This is a genomic window from Pseudoalteromonas sp. '520P1 No. 423', from assembly GCF_001269985.1.
GTDB lineage: Bacteria > Pseudomonadota > Gammaproteobacteria > Enterobacterales > Alteromonadaceae > Pseudoalteromonas.
Window position 1 is genome coordinate 807,506 of the sequence record NZ_BBZB01000001.1, and the last position, 17,083, is coordinate 824,588.

Annotated in this window: 16 protein-coding genes; 10 read left to right on the forward strand and 6 right to left on the reverse strand. The window is 34.0% G+C overall.

What is annotated here, in order from left to right:
• Positions 1-6: 6 nt before the first annotated feature.
• Positions 7-1,197 (forward strand): mechanosensitive ion channel family protein, encoded by a 1,191-nt coding sequence (locus tag PSA_RS03740; protein WP_127924204.1) that lies wholly within the window; start codon positions 7-9, stop codon positions 1,195-1,197.
• On the opposite strand, the gene PSA_RS03745 is transcribed toward PSA_RS03740, so the two are convergent.
• From PSA_RS03745 to PSA_RS03755, 3 genes are all read right to left on the reverse strand, one after another.
• Positions 1,192-2,130 carry a histidine kinase gene (locus PSA_RS03745; protein WP_042150126.1) on the reverse strand — a complete coding sequence of 313 codons (939 nt, stop codon included), beginning with the start codon at positions 2,128-2,130 and terminating at the stop codon, positions 1,192-1,194. The genes PSA_RS03740 and PSA_RS03745 overlap by 6 nt on opposite strands.
• Positions 2,123-3,250 (reverse strand): sensor histidine kinase, encoded by a 1,128-nt coding sequence (locus PSA_RS03750; RefSeq protein WP_052380174.1) that lies wholly within the window; start codon positions 3,248-3,250, stop codon positions 2,123-2,125. Before PSA_RS03750 ends, PSA_RS03745 begins: the two co-directional genes overlap by 8 nt.
• 172 nt (positions 3,251-3,422) lie before the next feature.
• Complete coding sequence (locus PSA_RS03755) at positions 3,423-4,127, reverse strand: DUF4397 domain-containing protein (RefSeq protein WP_042150127.1); 705 nt, start codon at positions 4,125-4,127, stop codon at positions 3,423-3,425.
• Positions 4,128-4,319: 192 nt separating this feature from the next.
• Here PSA_RS03755 and PSA_RS03760 point away from each other — a divergent pair, with 192 nt between their 5' ends.
• Positions 4,320-5,099 carry an ABC transporter substrate-binding protein gene (locus PSA_RS03760; protein ID WP_052380175.1) on the forward strand — a complete coding sequence of 260 codons (780 nt, stop codon included), beginning with the start codon at positions 4,320-4,322 and terminating at the stop codon, positions 5,097-5,099.
• Between the two features lie 113 nt (positions 5,100-5,212).
• Entirely contained in the window at positions 5,213-5,842 is a 630-nt protein-coding gene (locus tag PSA_RS03765) for an OmpA family protein (RefSeq protein ID WP_042150130.1), read from the forward strand.
• A 65-nt stretch (positions 5,843-5,907) separates the two neighbouring features.
• Here the strand turns inward: PSA_RS03765 and PSA_RS03770 are convergent, their stop codons facing one another.
• Entirely contained in the window at positions 5,908-6,258 is a 351-nt protein-coding gene (locus tag PSA_RS03770) for a RidA family protein (protein ID WP_042150131.1), read from the reverse strand.
• Between the two features lie 146 nt (positions 6,259-6,404).
• Here PSA_RS03770 and PSA_RS03775 point away from each other — a divergent pair, with 146 nt between their 5' ends.
• Positions 6,405-6,746: a hypothetical protein gene (locus PSA_RS03775; protein WP_052380176.1), complete on the forward strand. Its 342-nt coding sequence runs from the start codon at positions 6,405-6,407 to the stop codon at positions 6,744-6,746.
• 60 nt (positions 6,747-6,806) lie between these two features.
• On the opposite strand, the gene PSA_RS03780 is transcribed toward PSA_RS03775, so the two are convergent.
• Positions 6,807-7,484, reverse strand: a complete 678-nt coding sequence (locus tag PSA_RS03780) for a nitroreductase family protein (RefSeq protein WP_042150134.1) — start codon at positions 7,482-7,484, stop codon at positions 6,807-6,809.
• 324 nt (positions 7,485-7,808) lie between these two features.
• On the opposite strand from PSA_RS03780, the gene PSA_RS03785 reads away from it, so the two are divergent.
• The 3 genes from PSA_RS03785 (at position 7,809) to PSA_RS03795 (ending at position 12,818) form a co-directional block, all read left to right on the forward strand.
• Positions 7,809-8,108: a hypothetical protein gene (locus PSA_RS03785; protein WP_042150136.1), complete on the forward strand. Its 300-nt coding sequence runs from the start codon at positions 7,809-7,811 to the stop codon at positions 8,106-8,108.
• Between the two features lie 225 nt (positions 8,109-8,333).
• Positions 8,334-9,224 (forward strand): ABC transporter ATP-binding protein, encoded by an 891-nt coding sequence (locus tag PSA_RS03790; protein ID WP_042150139.1) that lies wholly within the window; start codon positions 8,334-8,336, stop codon positions 9,222-9,224.
• A 9-nt stretch (positions 9,225-9,233) separates the two neighbouring features.
• Entirely contained in the window at positions 9,234-12,818 is a 3,585-nt protein-coding gene (locus PSA_RS03795; protein ID WP_042150142.1) for a M1 family aminopeptidase, read from the forward strand.
• Between the two features lie 290 nt (positions 12,819-13,108).
• On the opposite strand, the gene yihA is transcribed toward PSA_RS03795, so the two are convergent.
• Positions 13,109-13,741: a ribosome biogenesis GTP-binding protein YihA/YsxC gene (gene yihA / locus PSA_RS03800; protein ID WP_042150145.1), complete on the reverse strand. Its 633-nt coding sequence runs from the start codon at positions 13,739-13,741 to the stop codon at positions 13,109-13,111.
• A 223-nt stretch (positions 13,742-13,964) separates the two neighbouring features.
• Between yihA and PSA_RS03805 the strand changes: the two genes are divergently transcribed.
• The 3 genes from PSA_RS03805 to PSA_RS03815 all read left to right on the forward strand — a co-directional run bounded on the left by PSA_RS03805 (position 13,965) and on the right by PSA_RS03815 (position 16,936).
• Positions 13,965-14,597 carry a cytochrome c gene (locus tag PSA_RS03805; protein ID WP_042150148.1) on the forward strand — a complete coding sequence of 211 codons (633 nt, stop codon included), beginning with the start codon at positions 13,965-13,967 and terminating at the stop codon, positions 14,595-14,597.
• Between the two features lie 1,251 nt (positions 14,598-15,848).
• On the forward strand, positions 15,849-16,436 hold the full coding sequence (gene yihI, locus PSA_RS03810; RefSeq protein ID WP_042150180.1) for a Der GTPase-activating protein YihI: 588 nt from the start codon (positions 15,849-15,851) through the stop codon (positions 16,434-16,436).
• The gene (locus tag PSA_RS03815) at positions 16,436-16,936 is read left to right on the forward strand and encodes a DUF2489 domain-containing protein (protein WP_042150183.1); all 501 of its coding nucleotides are present in this window, start codon (positions 16,436-16,438) and stop codon (positions 16,934-16,936) included. The genes yihI and PSA_RS03815 overlap by 1 nt, the downstream gene beginning before the upstream one ends.
• Positions 16,937-17,083 lie beyond the last annotated feature (147 nt).

Here is a 17,083-nt window from a genome sequence, read left to right on the forward strand (position 1 = left end):
AAAGGAATTCAAATGAGCCCGCTACAAACACTGATTTTACCTTGGTTAGCTAACATGCCTGAGGCTGGTTTAATATCTGCGATTATCGCAGTATTATTAGGTATTAGTTTACTAGTTGTAGTGTACTTATTTGCAAGTCGCTTATTATTACCAACCTTGCAGAAAATCGCTTTATACTTCTCGCCAAAAACAATAGGTCCTTTAAGTCATTTAATCCATAAACTTGATCGAAGACTCTCGGTTTTGTTTTGTACAATTTTATTCTTAACAACCTTTCATTTTATTTACCCTTCTACAGAGTTACTTACATCTATATTTAAATCAGGCGGGCAAATTCTCTTAGTCATTTATGCAGGCTTAATATTTAGCTCTGTTGTGAGTATTGCTGGGGCGATATATAACCAACTCTCTTTTTCTAAAGATGTGCCTATTCAAGGCTTAATCCAAGTCATTAAATTAGTCACCTTTATTGTAGCTGCTATTCTGGTTTTTAGTATCATGATAGGTAAAACACCCGCTTACATTTTATCGGGTTTTGGTGCGTTAGCTGCCGTTATTTTGCTGGTATTTAAAGATACAATTCTTGGATTTGTTGCTAGCATTCAAATAGCAGCTAATCGCTTAGTAACTTATGGTGATTGGATTGAAGTAAAAAGTTTTGGTGCTGATGGTGAGGTTGAAGAGTTAGGGTTAAATACTGTAAAAGTACGCAACTGGGATAAAACAATAACGACAATACCTACCTATGCACTTATCTCGGATTCATTTAAAAACTGGCGTGGCATGTCTGAGTCTGGCGGCCGCAGAATCAAACGATCTATGAATATTGATATGTTATCAATATCAATCGTTACAGAATCAATGCAAAATGAATTAATCAATAATGAAAACCTGCAAGGGTTTTTACTTAAAAATGTAAAGCCTTTAGTGGGACAAACGAATATTGGTTTATTTCGTCAATATGCAGAATTTTATTTAAAGCAACATGTCAGTTTGAATCAAAATTTAACTTTAATGGTACGTGAACTACAGCCAACAGAGCACGGTTTGCCAATAGAGTTTTATTGTTTCAGCCAAGATAAGCGCTGGATCCCTTATGAGCACCTTCAAGCCGATATTATTGACCATTTTTTAGCGATGTTATTAATTTTTAAATTAAAACCTTACCAAAGCATTAGCGGCGAATTAAAACTATAATTTTACAGATAAAATGAGTTGCTGGTTAATATAAGTTAATTCAGCATCTTGTCTAAAAAACATCTCGTATTGCTTAAGTATTTTTCTACGGATCAATCTAGGTGAGGTGAGTACACCTGAAACTATTAAATACCATTTTCCTTGCTCTATTTGAAAAGAAATAGATAAAGGGGATGCTATTTTTTGATTTAATAATGTCAATAAATTATAAATACAAAGCGGTGGTATAGTTATATTTTGCGCTAAAATGTGAGGTAAATCTATAATATTAATTTCGCCAGAATTAGCCAAGCACTGCATGTGCTTAACGGCTTGAAGTTCTTCACCAATAAGCACATTATCAAGTTTACTCGCCTTAAGTTTATAACGTAATAGCTCAGCTAAGTCTGTAATGGCATTTGATGCTAATTCTTCATCTTGTTCAATTAATTCTTCAATATTATCTAGACTCTGATAAAGAAACTCTGGTTGTATTTGTTGTGCTAAAATTTTTAAATTTAATTTTTGATTATCTTGCTCAAGCTTGCTTTTCTCTCTGGCTGATAAAGCCATTTGATAGCCGATACACCAAATAATATGAATATTTATGCTGATGGCAATGAGGCCGTAATAGAGTTTATCCCTATTTGTTGATTCTGAGTCCCAGAGGATGGTGAGTAAATTCAACGGAAAAAGCAAAACTAAATTAGTTAATACAATGGCAATCAAAATACTAAATAGCTTTTTTAAAGTTGAGGCCGCTTTATTTTTTGCAATTATTTTTCGTGCGACATAGTGCAATACCATTAAATTCATAATGATAAAAATGAGCCAATCATGTGTATATGCAAGTACTTTTTTTGCTTCAACAACGCTCAATGCGATTAAGGGTAAAGTCGTTAATAGAATAAATATTAGTACCTGGGCTAGCCAGTAATCGGTAAGTCTACGCATGTTTATTTTTATCAAAGTTATATGGAAGTACTAAGCTAACATGATAATTATTATCAGTTGTTAAGCCAAACTTAAGTTTATAGTTTTTATCAAAAATTAAATCTAACCTTTTTTGTAAATTGGTGAGTCCTGTTTTAGTACCATCAGCAGTAAAGTCAGGTTTGATTGGGTTAATAACTTCTAAAGTGAGTTTGCCACGATAGATTCTGGCACGAATAGTAATACAGCCGCCATGCATAATAGGTGCGATACCATGTTTAATTGCATTTTCTATAAAGGTAAATAAGCTCATCGTTGGTATTTTTGCGTTGAGTGCTTTTTGATCTACAAGCCACTGCAATTCTAACCTTTCTTCAAATCGTACTTTTTCTAACTTCAGATAATGTTTACATAATTCTATTTCTTGTTGTAACTCTAATTGGTGTTGTTTGTTTTCAAAATGATGATGAAACAAAGCTCTAAATTGTTGTAGTAGTTTTTTTGCTTCAGTTTTATCCTCAAATAACATGCCCCTAATGCTATTTAATGCGTTAAATAAAAAATGAGGATTAAGCTGGTAAGTCAGAATATCCAGTTGTTGTTTTTTTAACTCTTTGAATAATCTTTTTTTATGTAAATAAGCAACAAATTGTAAAAATGATAATGCCCATAAGCAATAAAATAAGCTATGTACAAAGGCTTCAGCTAAAAATATGCCAATGCCTGTTTTATTTTCATATCCTGAATTAGGTGAAGGGGACTGGAAGCCGATATGAACTGAGTTCTTATTATCACTATCTGTGTTTGTTTCAGTTTTTATTTGCAATAAAAATGTACCAGGGACTGAGGCTGTATGAGTATAAGTTGCACTGGCAAAGCCTGTGATAAAAGAGAAAAAAATAGCGCTGAGGTATATCGTTTTAGTGGTGTGTTTTTTAAATTGAATATATTTAATAGGAGAATAAATAAATACTAAAGGGAGCAAAACTATAAGCGCGCAGTTATGTAAAAAAGTACTAATTGTACTTTTATCAAATTCAAACGGAGTAAACTGGATTTCAAGATAGATGCATGCCAGTAATAGAATTTGCAAGCTTTGAAAGATGATTAAGCTTTTATACTGACGAAATATTTTTTGCACAATGCGTTCCGGTTTTATTCTCGAAACGTGACCTTAATTGTTTTTATTCAAAATGGCAATTTTATAGCGCTTCAAATAGATAATTTCTATTTTACAATATGTGGAAGTTAAAGCATTTTTGAGAGAACTTCATTTATTAGAGCACTACGAATAAATGAAGTTTTTAGATTTATTAATCTTCGTCTTTATCTACAACAACAAATGCGGCTGCATTGTAGTTATCAGTTGTTTCTGGTGCGATGAAAATAGTATGGAATTCATCTTCAACAGGTTCAATTGTATATTCAAGAATTGGCGCAATTGAATCTGCTTTAGTAATTTTAAGTTGAGTATTGTCAATATTTAAATTGATGTACTCACTACCATCACCATATTCTAAATCTTCAGCGACTAATTTATCTCCGATATACACATCGATTAAACCGGTGTTTGATGAGAAAGTATGCATAATAATTACACGATATTGGTTATCTGCAATGTCTTCGTCTTTTACAAAAACAGCACCTAATGTCGGCTCAAGTTGTGAGTCTTCATTTTGATCAAGGTAAGCAAAAACAACATATTCTTCATCATGAGATAAACTAAAAGATGTTTTTTCGATTACATCTTCTAAAGTATTACCGTCAGTCGCTTTAAATGAATAGCTAGAATATAATTTATCTTGATATAAGGTTTGTTCAATAGTTGCTTGTCCGTACTCGAGCGCTGAATCAGGAGATAGAGACACTTCTTCATCATTATTCTTATCAAACCATATAATGTTTAATTCGTTATTAACTAAGTTAATAGCTGTAACGTCGCTTTCATACGTCTCGTCACTCGTACAACCTGTTAAAATTAAGCTGGTTGTCAGTAATGCAATTATTGATGCTTTCATATAAATAAACTAAATTCAAAAGGAGGTGTGTTTTTATTATACATTTTCATAGATGCGGGAAACTGTAGCCAAATGTTACCAACACAGGTAAATAGTGTAATCAAAGCGACAAACATAGAGAAATACATTAAAATGGCGATGTTTTCTACTTTTGCAAAGCAAGGATTTTTGCACTTATTTTAGGTGTAACTTTTGAAAAAAATCATATCTTATAAAATGATATTTTTAATACTTTTACTGATGTTTGATATGCCAGTTGCGATAGCACATCATCCGCAAATCGTTATAGGTATTAATCATGCACCCCCGTATACTTTTGTCGATACAAATCAACAAGGCTCTGGGATTATATTGGATATAATGCAGCGCATTGAAGTTGATGTTGGTTTTGAATTAGAGGTTGTATCTTGTCCGTTTCCTCGTTGCTTGAAAATGGCTAAAGAAGGCAAAATAGATATGTTGGGTGGTTTAATTAAAAACCCGCAAAGAAATGACTATTTAGACTTTATCGAACCAGCTTATATGGTATTAAATTCGTCCTTTGTATTTTATGCTTTGAAAGATAATAATATTGAAGTTAATACTTATGAGCAACTCTCAAATAAACGTATTGCTGTTACAAGAAAAGCAGCACATTTTGAACGATTTGATAATGATTTAACACTCGATAAAGTTTTAGTCTCTTCTGAGAAGGTTGCTATGGATATGTTACTCAAAGACCGTGTTGACATTGTTATTGCAGTGGAAGAAACCGCTGACTATTCCTTAAAATACTTAAATCAAGATCGTCATAAATTGCAGAAATTAAATTATAGATATACAGATACTATTTTGGGTTATGCAGCTTTCTCACGTAAATATCATAATTTAGAGATTTTAAATAAAATAAAACAAAAAATGCGTGATTTTCAAAAAAATGGCATGTTAACCGAGCTTGTAAAACCTTATAATTTACCTCCAATTAATGAATAGTTTAAGTTTCTGGTTACAGGTTTGTGATTTAATGTAATCGCTTCATCTTGTGTTCAGTTAATTTTATTTATTATTGCGTTATCGCTTTATAAAAATCCTTTAGGGAATGAATCATGTTATTGAAAAAAACACTTGTACCGGTCGTTGTGGCTTCACTTGTATTAACTGGCTGTGCATCTACCAACGCTGAAAAAGGCGCTGTGATTGGTGCTATTTCAGGTGCTGTTTTAGGTAAAGCAACTAGTAATCATAAAAATAAACGCGCTGTATTTGGTGCGGCAATTGGTGCTATTGCAGGTGCTGCGATTGGCGATTATATGGATAAGCAAGAACAGGCTTTTCGTGATGAGTTATCAGGTTCTGGTATTGATGTAGTGCGTGAAGGTGATAATTTACGTTTGATCATGCCTTCGAATATTACATTTGCAACAGGTCAGTCATATATCACATCTGGTTTTCACACGACTTTAAACGATGTAGCTAAAGTACTTGTTAAGTTTGATAAAACATTATTAAGCATCGAAGGGCATACAGATAGTTCAGGTGCAGCTGATTTTAATCAAAAACTTTCAGAGCAACGTGCTACAAGCGTTAAATCATACCTAATGAATCAAAACATTTTAGCAGCGCGTTTAAATACGACAGGCTATGGTGAAACACAGCCAGTAGCGGCTAATAATACAGCGCAAAATAAAGCATTAAACCGCCGTGTTGAGATTCAAATTGTGCCTAATGAAGCATAAAACTGCTTGAAGCTAGGAGATAAGGTTTTCTTCTAGCTTCTAGCTTCTAGCTTCTAGTTTCTAGCTTAAATTTCAGCTGCTACTACTGAGATTTCTACTAGTAATACATCACGTGCCATACTTGCTTGAACACATGCACGTGCCGGCGCATAACCTTCATTTACCCAGTTATCCCATACTTCATTCATTTGAGCAAAATCAGCCATATCTTTAATATAAATTGTTGCTGATAATATATGGTTTCTATCACTGCCAGCTTGTTCAAGTAATGAATCTACTTTATCTAACATAGTCTGAGTTTGCTCTTTGATTCCTTGTGTCGCATCGGCACATACTTGGCCACACAAATAAATTGTACCGTTATGTTTTACAATTCGGCTCATGCGTTGTTTTGTTTCTAGGCGCTCAATCGTCATTATTAGTCTCATTTTAAAGGGGTTAACTATTCAACGAGAGATATTAACAAACTTATGTATTAAACGATCTTTTTAAATCAGCTAGCTAATAAAATTTAATTCTAAGATATAGTGCGTTAAACCAAGATAAATCAATCAAGCATCTTTTGATTGCGCCGACTTTTGGTTTTTATCAATCATTTGAGCAGCGTATTTTATCAACAGGATTAAAATCTCGATTATTTCATAATCTGTTAAGTGATATTGAAGTTGAGCATGATTTAAAATTTAAATCGCTGTTGCCCGAGCCGCATTTATCGCAAACGCAACAGCAAATTCAAATAGTGCATGATGAAGGTGATAAATTTGCCCCCTTTGATTTAACTGCTGAGCAAGTATCACAATTTGAACATGTTAACTTAACTGCCACACAAGGCTTAGGGCATGGGCGAGTGATAAATTCAGAGCAAACATGGCAAGCTTTTTTGAACTTAATGAAAGCGGCTTAATATAATGAATCCAATAGTATTACTGATAAGCAGATACTATTGGAACGTATCACTTTGATCTTAAATAAAGCTAGCAACTTCATTTAAATCTTTTTTCACTAATGCATGATCGGGTACTGTGGCATCATCAGCTGGATAGCCTGCAATAAGTAGCATATAGGCTCTTTCGTTATCTGGATTTCGGTTACAAATTTTAGTTAAAAAACTCATAGGTTTTGGCGTATGAGTTAATGTTACTAAGCCGCTATGATGTAGTGCTTGAATTAAAAACCCAGTAGCGATGCCAACTGATTCATGAACATAATAATTTTGGTTTTTATCTTCTGCATGGATACCGCCTTTCTTTTGGCTAAAAATAGCAATTAACCAAGGTGCCGATTCTAAATAAGGTTTGCTGGCATCTGTGCCTAAAGGTTTTAGGGCATCTAGCCATTCTTCACCAGCACGACCTTCATAAAATGATTTTTCAAGATTTTCAGCTTCAATACGAATTTGTTTTTTGATATCAGCACTATGAATCGCAACAAAGTGCCAAGGTTGATGGTTTGCACCACTAGGTGCCGTGGCCGCAGCTTTTAGGCAAGTTTCTATTATCTCTTTTGGTACGGGTCTATCTGAAAAAGATCGAATAGAATGGCGACGTTTAATGTTTTCGTAGTTTTCTTTAGCTTTTTCTAGCATTTCATCATGTGGATATTCGATAAAATCAGATAATGGGATATTATTATGTTGTTGCATATGCAGCTCTTTTTATTTGTTTTGATTGTTATAGCTGTGTAATGATTAAAGATCAAGCGAATTATTTATGAGGCTAAATTGTTTAGATTAAGCATTGTACAATGCCATAAAAACAATTTTTGTACTAAAAATTACAATTGTTCATTAATTATTCAGATTGGCAGTGTAAAATACAGCTATCAAATTAAATTAATGGGGAGCGGTTAATATGCAAATTCAACCATCAAATCATTATGCTCAAGTTGGGCAAAGTAGTACACCTAAAATGGAACAGGCTCAAGTTCAGGCCCTGCAGTAAATGAAGTATCTTCTACGGTTGTACAATTGTCTTCACAAGCTCAGGCTTTATCTGCTGCAGATAGACCAAGTATTCCTGAAAATCCTACATTACCTAATGATGGTCAATATATTGAAGCTAAAAAATCAATTGCTAAATATAATACATATCAAAATTTAACAGATGATTCGTTGTCAGCAAAAGAAGCATATGTTGTAAAAAATAATGATGAAGTTCGTCAAGCAGTCGTCGCTAAAGAAGCAATGGAGCAGCAAGCTAAATTATTAGCTGTGTACGCTAATGCAAATGATGAAGATCAAACAATTCCCATTGATTACACTGTTTAGTATCTAATTAAGAACCGCCCATTTTGGCGGTTTTTTTGTTTCAGTCCTTTTTTATTCTATTATTTCAAAAAACCACTTATCACCGCAATTTACCTTTAATCACTTTCTTGTATGTTTTTTAAGCCTATTTATTTAGCATAGCGCCAGTAAAATAAATTAATTTACAATTTTATAACAAGCGATATAACTAAAACAAAACTAACAAGTGCTTAAGAGAGAGTGAATATGTTAACTATTAATGGATTATCAAAAACATACGATAATGGTGTTAAAGCTTTAGATGACGTTAATTTAGAGATACCAAAAGGTATGTTTGGTTTATTAGGTCCAAATGGAGCGGGTAAATCATCTTTAATGAGAACTATCGCAACATTACAGCAAGCTGATAAAGGTTCGATTAACTTTGATGGCATAGATGTATTTGCTGATCCTCAAGCACTGCGCCAAAGGTTAGGCTACTTACCACAAGACTTTGGTGTTTATCCACGTATTAGCGCTTATGAATTATTAGATCATATGGCGATTTTAAAAGGCATTAAAAATAAAGGCGAAAGAAAAGAAGCGGTTGAAGGTTTATTAGCGCATACCAATTTATATCAGCATCGTAAAAATGCGGTTAGTGGTTTTTCTGGCGGTATGCGTCAGCGTTTTGGTATCGCTCAGGCTTTATTAGGTGATCCTGATTTATTAATTGTTGATGAACCAACAGCAGGTTTAGACCCTGAAGAACGTAATCGTTTCCATAACTTGTTAGTGAGCTTGGGTGAACAAAAAGCCATTATTTTATCAACACATATAGTAGAAGATGTATCTGAGCTTTGTCCTAACATGGCAGTATTAGCCTCAGGTAAAATTGTGCTGCAAGGTAATCCAATTGATTTAACAGATACATTAAATGGTCAAATTTGGCGTAAATCAGTAAGCCAAGCTGAATCGGTTGAAATAGAAAAAAATATGCCTGTGATCTCTAAGCGGTTATTTGCAGGTCAAACAATTGTTCATATCCTAGCGCAAAATGCACCTGAAGGGTTTGAAAGTGCACCTGCTAATTTAGAAGATGTGTATTTTTCTACTTTGCATTCACATCGTAATACTAATCAAACTAAAGCTGCTTAGGAGTCTATTATGTTAGCTAAAATGTTTATCTTTGAATGGCGCTACTTTGTTAGGCAGCCATCTTTTTATGTGACCAGTTTGATTTTCTTTTTACTCACTTTTTTTGCCACGGTTAGTGAAAATGTACAAATCGGTGGTGGTGGTAACGTATTATATAACGGACCATTCTCTATCGCGCAAACACTATTAATTATGGGCATATTTGCGATGTTTTTAGTGGTGAATTTTGTTGCTAGTACTGCAACTCGTAATGATACTAGCCGCATGTCAGAACTACTTTATAGTAAACCGATTAACCCTTTAAGTTACCAATTAGGACGTTTTTTAGGGTCTTTTGCTGTTGTAGCGACTGTATTTTTATTTGTTCCTTTAGGTATTTTATTAGGTACTTTAATCGGAGGTATGACTGGTTGGGTTGATCCAGAGCGTTTAGGAACAACAGATTTAACACACTACATTACTTCTTACTTTTACCTGTCTTTACCTACTTTGTTAGTTTTATCTTGTTTCTTTTATGCTGTTGCGATTCGTTTTAGATCTATGATGGCGGTATATTTATCGGCTGTAGCCTTGTTTATTTTATATATCATTGCAGGTCAGTTTGCTTCTGAGCCTGAGTACCGTACTTTGGCTGCTTTATTAGACCCATTTGCCTCAAATACTTTTCGTGAAGTAACACGTTATTGGACTATGTTTGATAAAAATAACTCTGGTATCGAAATGACAGGCATATTGTTACAAAACCGTATGATTTGGCTGGTTGTTGCGGCATTTATCATGGTGTTTTTTGGTGGTTTTAGCAGTAAAGTGCGTTTATCTAAAGTTAAAACAGCTAAAAAATCTAAAAAAGAAAAGGAAACTGATTTCAGTCATTTATTAAATAATAATATCCTTTTTAAAAGCGCGGGAATTCAAACGCTAGCGCATTTAATTATGCGTACTAAATTTGAAATAAAGCAGGTTATTTTTAGTGCGCCTTTTATGGTTTTAAGCGTATTAACAATCTTTTTATTAGTTGCTCCTTTAGTTGACCCTCAGGGGATGTTTGGCACACCTAATTGGCCTTTAACTCAAGCTATGGTGAGTATAATTATTAACTCAACAAGTTTATTGATGATGATTATTTTAGCCTATTATAGTGCTGAAATAGTATGGCGTGAACGTAGTTCAGGTATGGGAGATATTGTTGACTCAATGCCTGTTCATAATATCACTTTTTGGTTATCAAAAATGATTGCGATCAGCCTAATTTTAGTTGTGCTATTTGTATTTGGTACAGGTGTCACTTTACTGAATCAAATGTTCAATGGTTATAGTAACTTTGAATTATCTCAATATGCGATTCGTTTAGGTTATGTGAATTTAGTGCCATGGATCATGGTAGCTGTGATGGCGTTCTTTTTACAAGTGATTAGTCCTAATAAGTATATCGGCATGATGTTATTTGTACTGTATATCATCAGCACAATTGTATTAAGTAACTTTGGTTTTAGTCATAACATGTTCCAATTCTCAGGTTCACCACAAGTACTTTATTCTGATATTAATGGTTACGGTCAATTTTTAACAAGTCATTCTTGGTATATGCTGTATTGGGGTGGCGTTACAATTATATTAGGAGCTTTAGGTTATGCATTATGGCATAGAGGGCCAGCACAACCATTAAAAGTTAGAATCAAAAATGTAGGGTATTACTTAGGTTTACCAGGTAAAACGGCAATTGCGGCAGGACTTGTTATTTCGATCTGTGCAGGGAGTTACATTCACTATAATACGCGAGTATTAAATGAATTTGTGATCCAAGATGATAGAGAAGCATTACAGGCTGAATATGAGAAAGAATATGTGGCATTTATTAATGCTGAAATTCCGACAATTACTAAAACAAAAGCCATTATTGATATTTACCCTGAGCAACTGAAGGTAATTGCGCAAGCAGATATCATCATAAAAAACACATCAAATAAAGCCATATCTAAGTTTTTAGTTTCTAGACCAAGTGCCAATACACAGCAATGGAATGTTGAAATTACAGGCGGCATTATGGGTGAACATAATGATAAATTTAATACTGCTTGGTTTAATTTCGAACCTGCGTTACAGCCTGGAGAGGAGCGTAACGGTAAATTAACAGCTGTGCGTGAAAGACGCGGTTTTACAGATGGAAATTCCGATGTTAATTTAGTTGAAAATGGTACTTTCTTAAATAACTTTGAGATTTTCCCTAACTTTGGTTATGTGCCAAGTTATCAATTAACTGATCGTCATAAACGTCGTCAACATGATTTAGAGCCATTAAAACGCGCAAATAAGCTGGAAGATGAAGATTTTCATAATGAAAGTTTTTTTGGGAAAGGTGTTGGTTTTATAGACTTTGAAGCGATTGTAACCACTTCTGAAGATCAGTTTGCTATTGCACCAGGTTATTTACAAAGCGAAACTGTGACTAATGGCCGTCGTACTTTTCATTATAAAATGGATGCGCCTATAGTTAACTTTTATTCCGTAATGTCAGCTAAGTTAGCGCAGAAAAAAGAGCAATACAAAGGCATAAATATAGAAGTGTATTACCATGAAAATCATCATATGAATGTAGATCGTATGATTGAATCAGTACGAGATTCAATTGACTACTTTACTGCTAATTTTGGTGAATACCAACATAAACAAATGCGTATTATAGAGTTTCCTGGTTATCGTTCATTTGCACAAAGTTTTGCTAATACTGTGCCTTACTCAGAACAAATTGGTTTTATTACTGATTTAAGAGACCCTGAAAATATCGACCCTGTATATTATGTTACGGCGCATGAAGTGGCTCACCAATGGTGGGGACATCAAGTCGGCGCAGCTAATGTACAAGGCAGTGCAATCATCTCGGAAAGCTTATCGCAATACTCAGCATTAATGATTATGGAGAAAAAATATGGTCCAGAAAAAATTCGTAAATTCTTAAAATATGAATTAGATCGTTATTTACGAGGTCGTAGTGTGGAGTTTTTAGAAGAAATGCCATTATTACGAAGTGAGAATCAGCAATATATTCATTATCGTAAAGGTTCAGTTGTAATGATGTCATTGAAAGATCGTTTAGGTGAAGCAAGATTAAATGAAGCTTTACAGGCATTCTTAAATGAATTTAAGTATCAAAGTACACCTTATCCAACAACGCTCGACTTAATGGCGTTTATTACACAGGATGCAAATGATCAAGAAAAAGCATTTGTGAGTAACTTGTTTGAACATATCAGTTTATATGACTTAAAAACAACGGACGTAAAAGTTACACAAGTTGAAGACCAAGAAAACTTATTTGATATTACTTTAACAATAGAAGCAGCCTTAAATCGTGCAGATGGTCAAGGTCAAGAAACACCCGTTGAGTTTACCGATTTAGTTGATATTGGCTTATTTAGTGATGATCCAGAAAACTTAGGTGCTGATGATTTTGTGATGTATTTACAAAAGCATGAAATAAAATCGGGCACGAATGAAATTAAGTTGCAGGTAAAAGGTAAACCTAAATTCGCGGGTGTTGACCCATTTGTGAAGTTGGTTGATAAAGACGGTGCAGATAATATTTACCGTTTATAGATGTAACCTACTAGGCCTCTTAAACTACTTTTAGAGGTCTAACTTTGGGAGTTAGCTGTTAAATTTGTTACTGATACGTAAATAGGAACTGTTTATTTGAGTAATCGTTGCATTTGTTTACATTGGAGCTTTATTTCTCTGGAGCCCTTTGTTACAGTGCGCGCCGTCTTCATGTATGAAGACATCCTGTTGATGATGCATTCTTAGGGATGCACCGTATTAATAGCTTCTCCCCAGATTGCTATACCCGGCTTACTAGATAAGCCGGTCTTTTTTCTTCTGGCTAAAACTTACTTTTCAGCAGGCTTTTCATGAATGATTTCGCCTAAATACCAATCATCAAGTTTTTTACCTAATTCAGGTAATCCTGTGCCTTTTAGAGAAGAAAAAGCATGCACTGTAATATCCGCATTTAAACTTGCTAGTGTTTTACGTACTTTTAATACTTCACTTTTACGAGGACCTTGCTTTAATTTATCCGCTTTAGTTAATAGCGCTAAAATAGGGATTTCGCTATCCACAGCCCAGGTAATTAAATCCATATCCAATTCTTTTAGTGGATGACGAATATCCATTAAAATAACGATACCTTTTAAGCTATCTCTATTTTGTAAATATTGGCCTAAAGATTTTTGCCATTTTTTCTTCATTTCAATCGGTACTTTGGCATAACCGTAACCAGGTAAATCGATTAAACGTTTATTGTCAGTTAAATCAAATGAGTTTATTAACTGAGTACGACCAGGTGTTTTACTGGTTCTTGCAAGTTTTTGGTCTGTTAATGTATTTAACGCACTTGATTTACCAGCATTTGAACGTCCAGCAAAAGCAACCTCAATACCTGTATCAGGTGGGAGTTTAGAAAGATCTGGTGCACTGGTGGTGAAAGTGGCTGCGCTGTATTTTATACGAGATTTAAGCACTGTGGCTCCTTTATGATACAAGGTTAAGCTAAGCTCGTTATTTTATACCAAGATGGCACTAATGTTGAGTTTAGTTATCATTTATCCATTTTTATTATCTTTTTATTGATTTTACAGGGTTAAAAACTGTCAGAATACATAATATGGTGTAGAATAGTTTACTTATTATAGGTGGCTTTATACCCACATTGTAGTTTACAGGGTCGGAAACAGAGAATTCAGCATGAAAAAAATAGCTCTAACTTTAACTATGTTGTTTGGTGCATTGGCTGCAAACAACGCAACAGCATTTGATGGCGATGCAACTGCTGGTAAAGCGAAGTCTGCAACATGTGCCGCATGTCACGGCGCCGATGGCAACGCACCAGTTAATATTTATCCAAAATTAGCCGGGCAAAGCGCAGAATATTTATATAAACAACTTAAAGATTTAAAGTTGGGTATGACTTCTGGCGGTAGCGAAGGTCGTATGGATCCAGTAATGAGTGCTATGGCGATGGCACTTACTGATCAAGATATGAAAGACTTAGCTGCATACTATGCAACTCTTAATATGAGTGAAGGCACAACACCAGAAGAGGTTGTTGAAGCGGGTACTCGATTATATAAAGCAGGCGATGCAGAACGTGGTATTCCTGCATGTTCAGCTTGTCATGGTCCAAGAGGCAACGGTACTTCACTAGCTGGATTCCCGAAAATCTCTTTCCAGCACCCTGAGTATATTAAAGCACAACTTGAAAAGTTCCGTAGCGGTGCACGTAATAACGACCAAAATGGTATGATGGTTGATATCTCAAAAAAATTAACTGATAAAGATATAGACATTTTATCAAAATATTTAGGCGGTCTTCATTAGGCGCTAGTACTAAATATTAAAAAAAGCAGCTTAAGCTGCTTTTTTTATGCCTATTTTTTAACATTTAAATGTCAATTAGTTGATGAATTAAGCTTAAAGTCTAGTTGTTAATAGTATGCTGTAGGAAATATCTCACATTTAATGTGAGTTATCTGCCGTAAAAAGCTGTAAGTTAATTCTTATTAAAAACTTTTTATTATACTTAAGTCTATGTTATTTATAGGTATCGTTATAAACCCGTTAAAATAATTGATTAAATTTGTATAAATTAGTTGTAAAATAATTATTAACCAGTAAATTAACCCCTGTCGCAAAAACATAATAAAACAACATGGAAGCAGGTTAATACGGAAAGTTAAGCGATAAGTTAAGTGCGTTATGGGGAAAAGCTGAATGAATAAATCCATAGAGATTAAAGTTCAGAGTAGAGTAAAAATCTGAATAAATAAATCCAATAAGAGATTAAAGTTCAGAAAAATAATAAAACTGAATAAAGATTCCAATAAGAGATGAAAGTTCAGCAGAGTAAAAACTGAATAAAGATTCCAATAAGAGATGAAAGTTCAGCAGAGTAAAAACTGAATAAAGATTCCAATAAGAGATGAAAGTTCAGCAGAGTAAAAACTGAATAAAGATTCCAATAAGAGATGAAAGTTCAGCAGAGTAAAAACTGAATAAAGATTCCAATAAGAGATGAAAGTTCAGCAGAGTAAAAACTGAATAAAGATTCCAATAAGAGATGAAAGTTCAGCAGAGTAAAAACTGAATAAAGACTCCAATAAGAGATGAAAGTTCAGAGAAATAAAATAACTGAATAAATAAATCCACTAAGAGATTAAAGTTCAGATTAAGGACTAAAAATAATAGCGTCAGGATGGCCGGAAATAAAAATAATAAGAAACTCATGGAAGTTTTATAATAAAAACAATACGGATAGTAAATAAAAATAAGACTGAAGATGTATATCTAAAGGTCGAAGGGAGAAGTGTCCAGGTTAAACAGACACTCTAATTAATAGGCAGTAGAGCAATCTACTGCCTTTTTATTTTTAATTTAATCAAATACCTACCATAAAAAATTTCAATTCCAATTTTAGTATTAAAAATTACATCGCTACTATCCCTTCTTCGTAATTTAGATTTTATAAGTCTTAAAATTATTCTATTTAAGGACTATCATGTGATTTTGCTGAAAAAGCCTGCAATTTAAGATAAAATACAGGTAATTCAGTTTATATTGATCGATAGAGAAATGAGCAGACAAAAAAAATCACGCAAAGGACCTAGTCAAAGCACAGGTAAAATGCGTTTAAGTAAAGAAAAGTTACAAGAAGAAAGAGCATTAAAGAACTTCCGTCCTAAAAAGCCTAAGGGTAATAAACCGGGAACACGTAATGCGATTGATGAAACTGTAAATAGCGGTGTTACAAACCAGAATGTTAAAAAGCCTAAAGGCATGGGTAGTAAAAAACCTATTGATTTAACACCAGGTAACAAGCCAAGTGTTGTAATTAAGCCTGAGCCTGTAATGAATCGTAATTTAAAACCTGCTGCAGAACTTAAGAAAGCACCTGAAGTGGTACTTGCTCCTGAGCAAGAATTAGAGCAGTTAGAAAATGATCAAAGATTATTAGACTTAATCGACCGTCATGAAGCTGGTGAGCTGTTAACTGGTAAAGATGCTAAATACTTTAATACTAAAGTAGAACGTCATCAGGCGTTATGTGAGTTACTAGGCTTAGATGATGAAGAAGATGAGTTTGATGCACCAGAAGAAAGTAAGATAGATCAGTATTTATCAAATGATCTAGCGAATGAATGGATGGATGAGGACGAATAGTGAGCACCTTTTGGATAATTGCTTTTATTGTTGGTGCATTGATAGTTGCCGCCTTAGCATTTTATGCCGGCACTTTACTGAGACAAGTAAAAGATCAAAACACCAAAATCACTGAGCATAAGGCAAAACTAAAAGCGCAACAAGCACAGAAGAATACCAAGCTTGCTGATAGCATTAACTTGATTGCTAAAGCAATGAAAGAAAAGCAATGTGAGTATTCTGAAGGCTGTTTAAGAGTATGGGTATTAATGTCTCAATATGTTTTTGAAAGTGAAAGCAATATTGAGTCCCAATACCCCGCTATTTTAAAAATGTATGATGTGGTTAAAGATATGCCAACACATGATGCACGTAAAAAGTACTCTAAAAAAGAGATCTTTAAAATGGACTCGGCACGCTGGAAAGCTGAAAAAGATCTTGAAGATGAGATCCAAAAAGATCTTGAAAAAGTGGTATTACAGTTTAAAGCTGATCCAAATGCTAAAACCATCACTTTATAGCTTAAGCTATTAAGCTTAGTTACCAGTTTTAAGAACCCCAGATATTAACTGGGGTTTTTTGTTTTTACTCCTTCTATTGTTCCAGATCAAGTCGTTTATCATAACTTCAAAGTATAATTTTACGACAATCTAATTAAGAGATCTGCG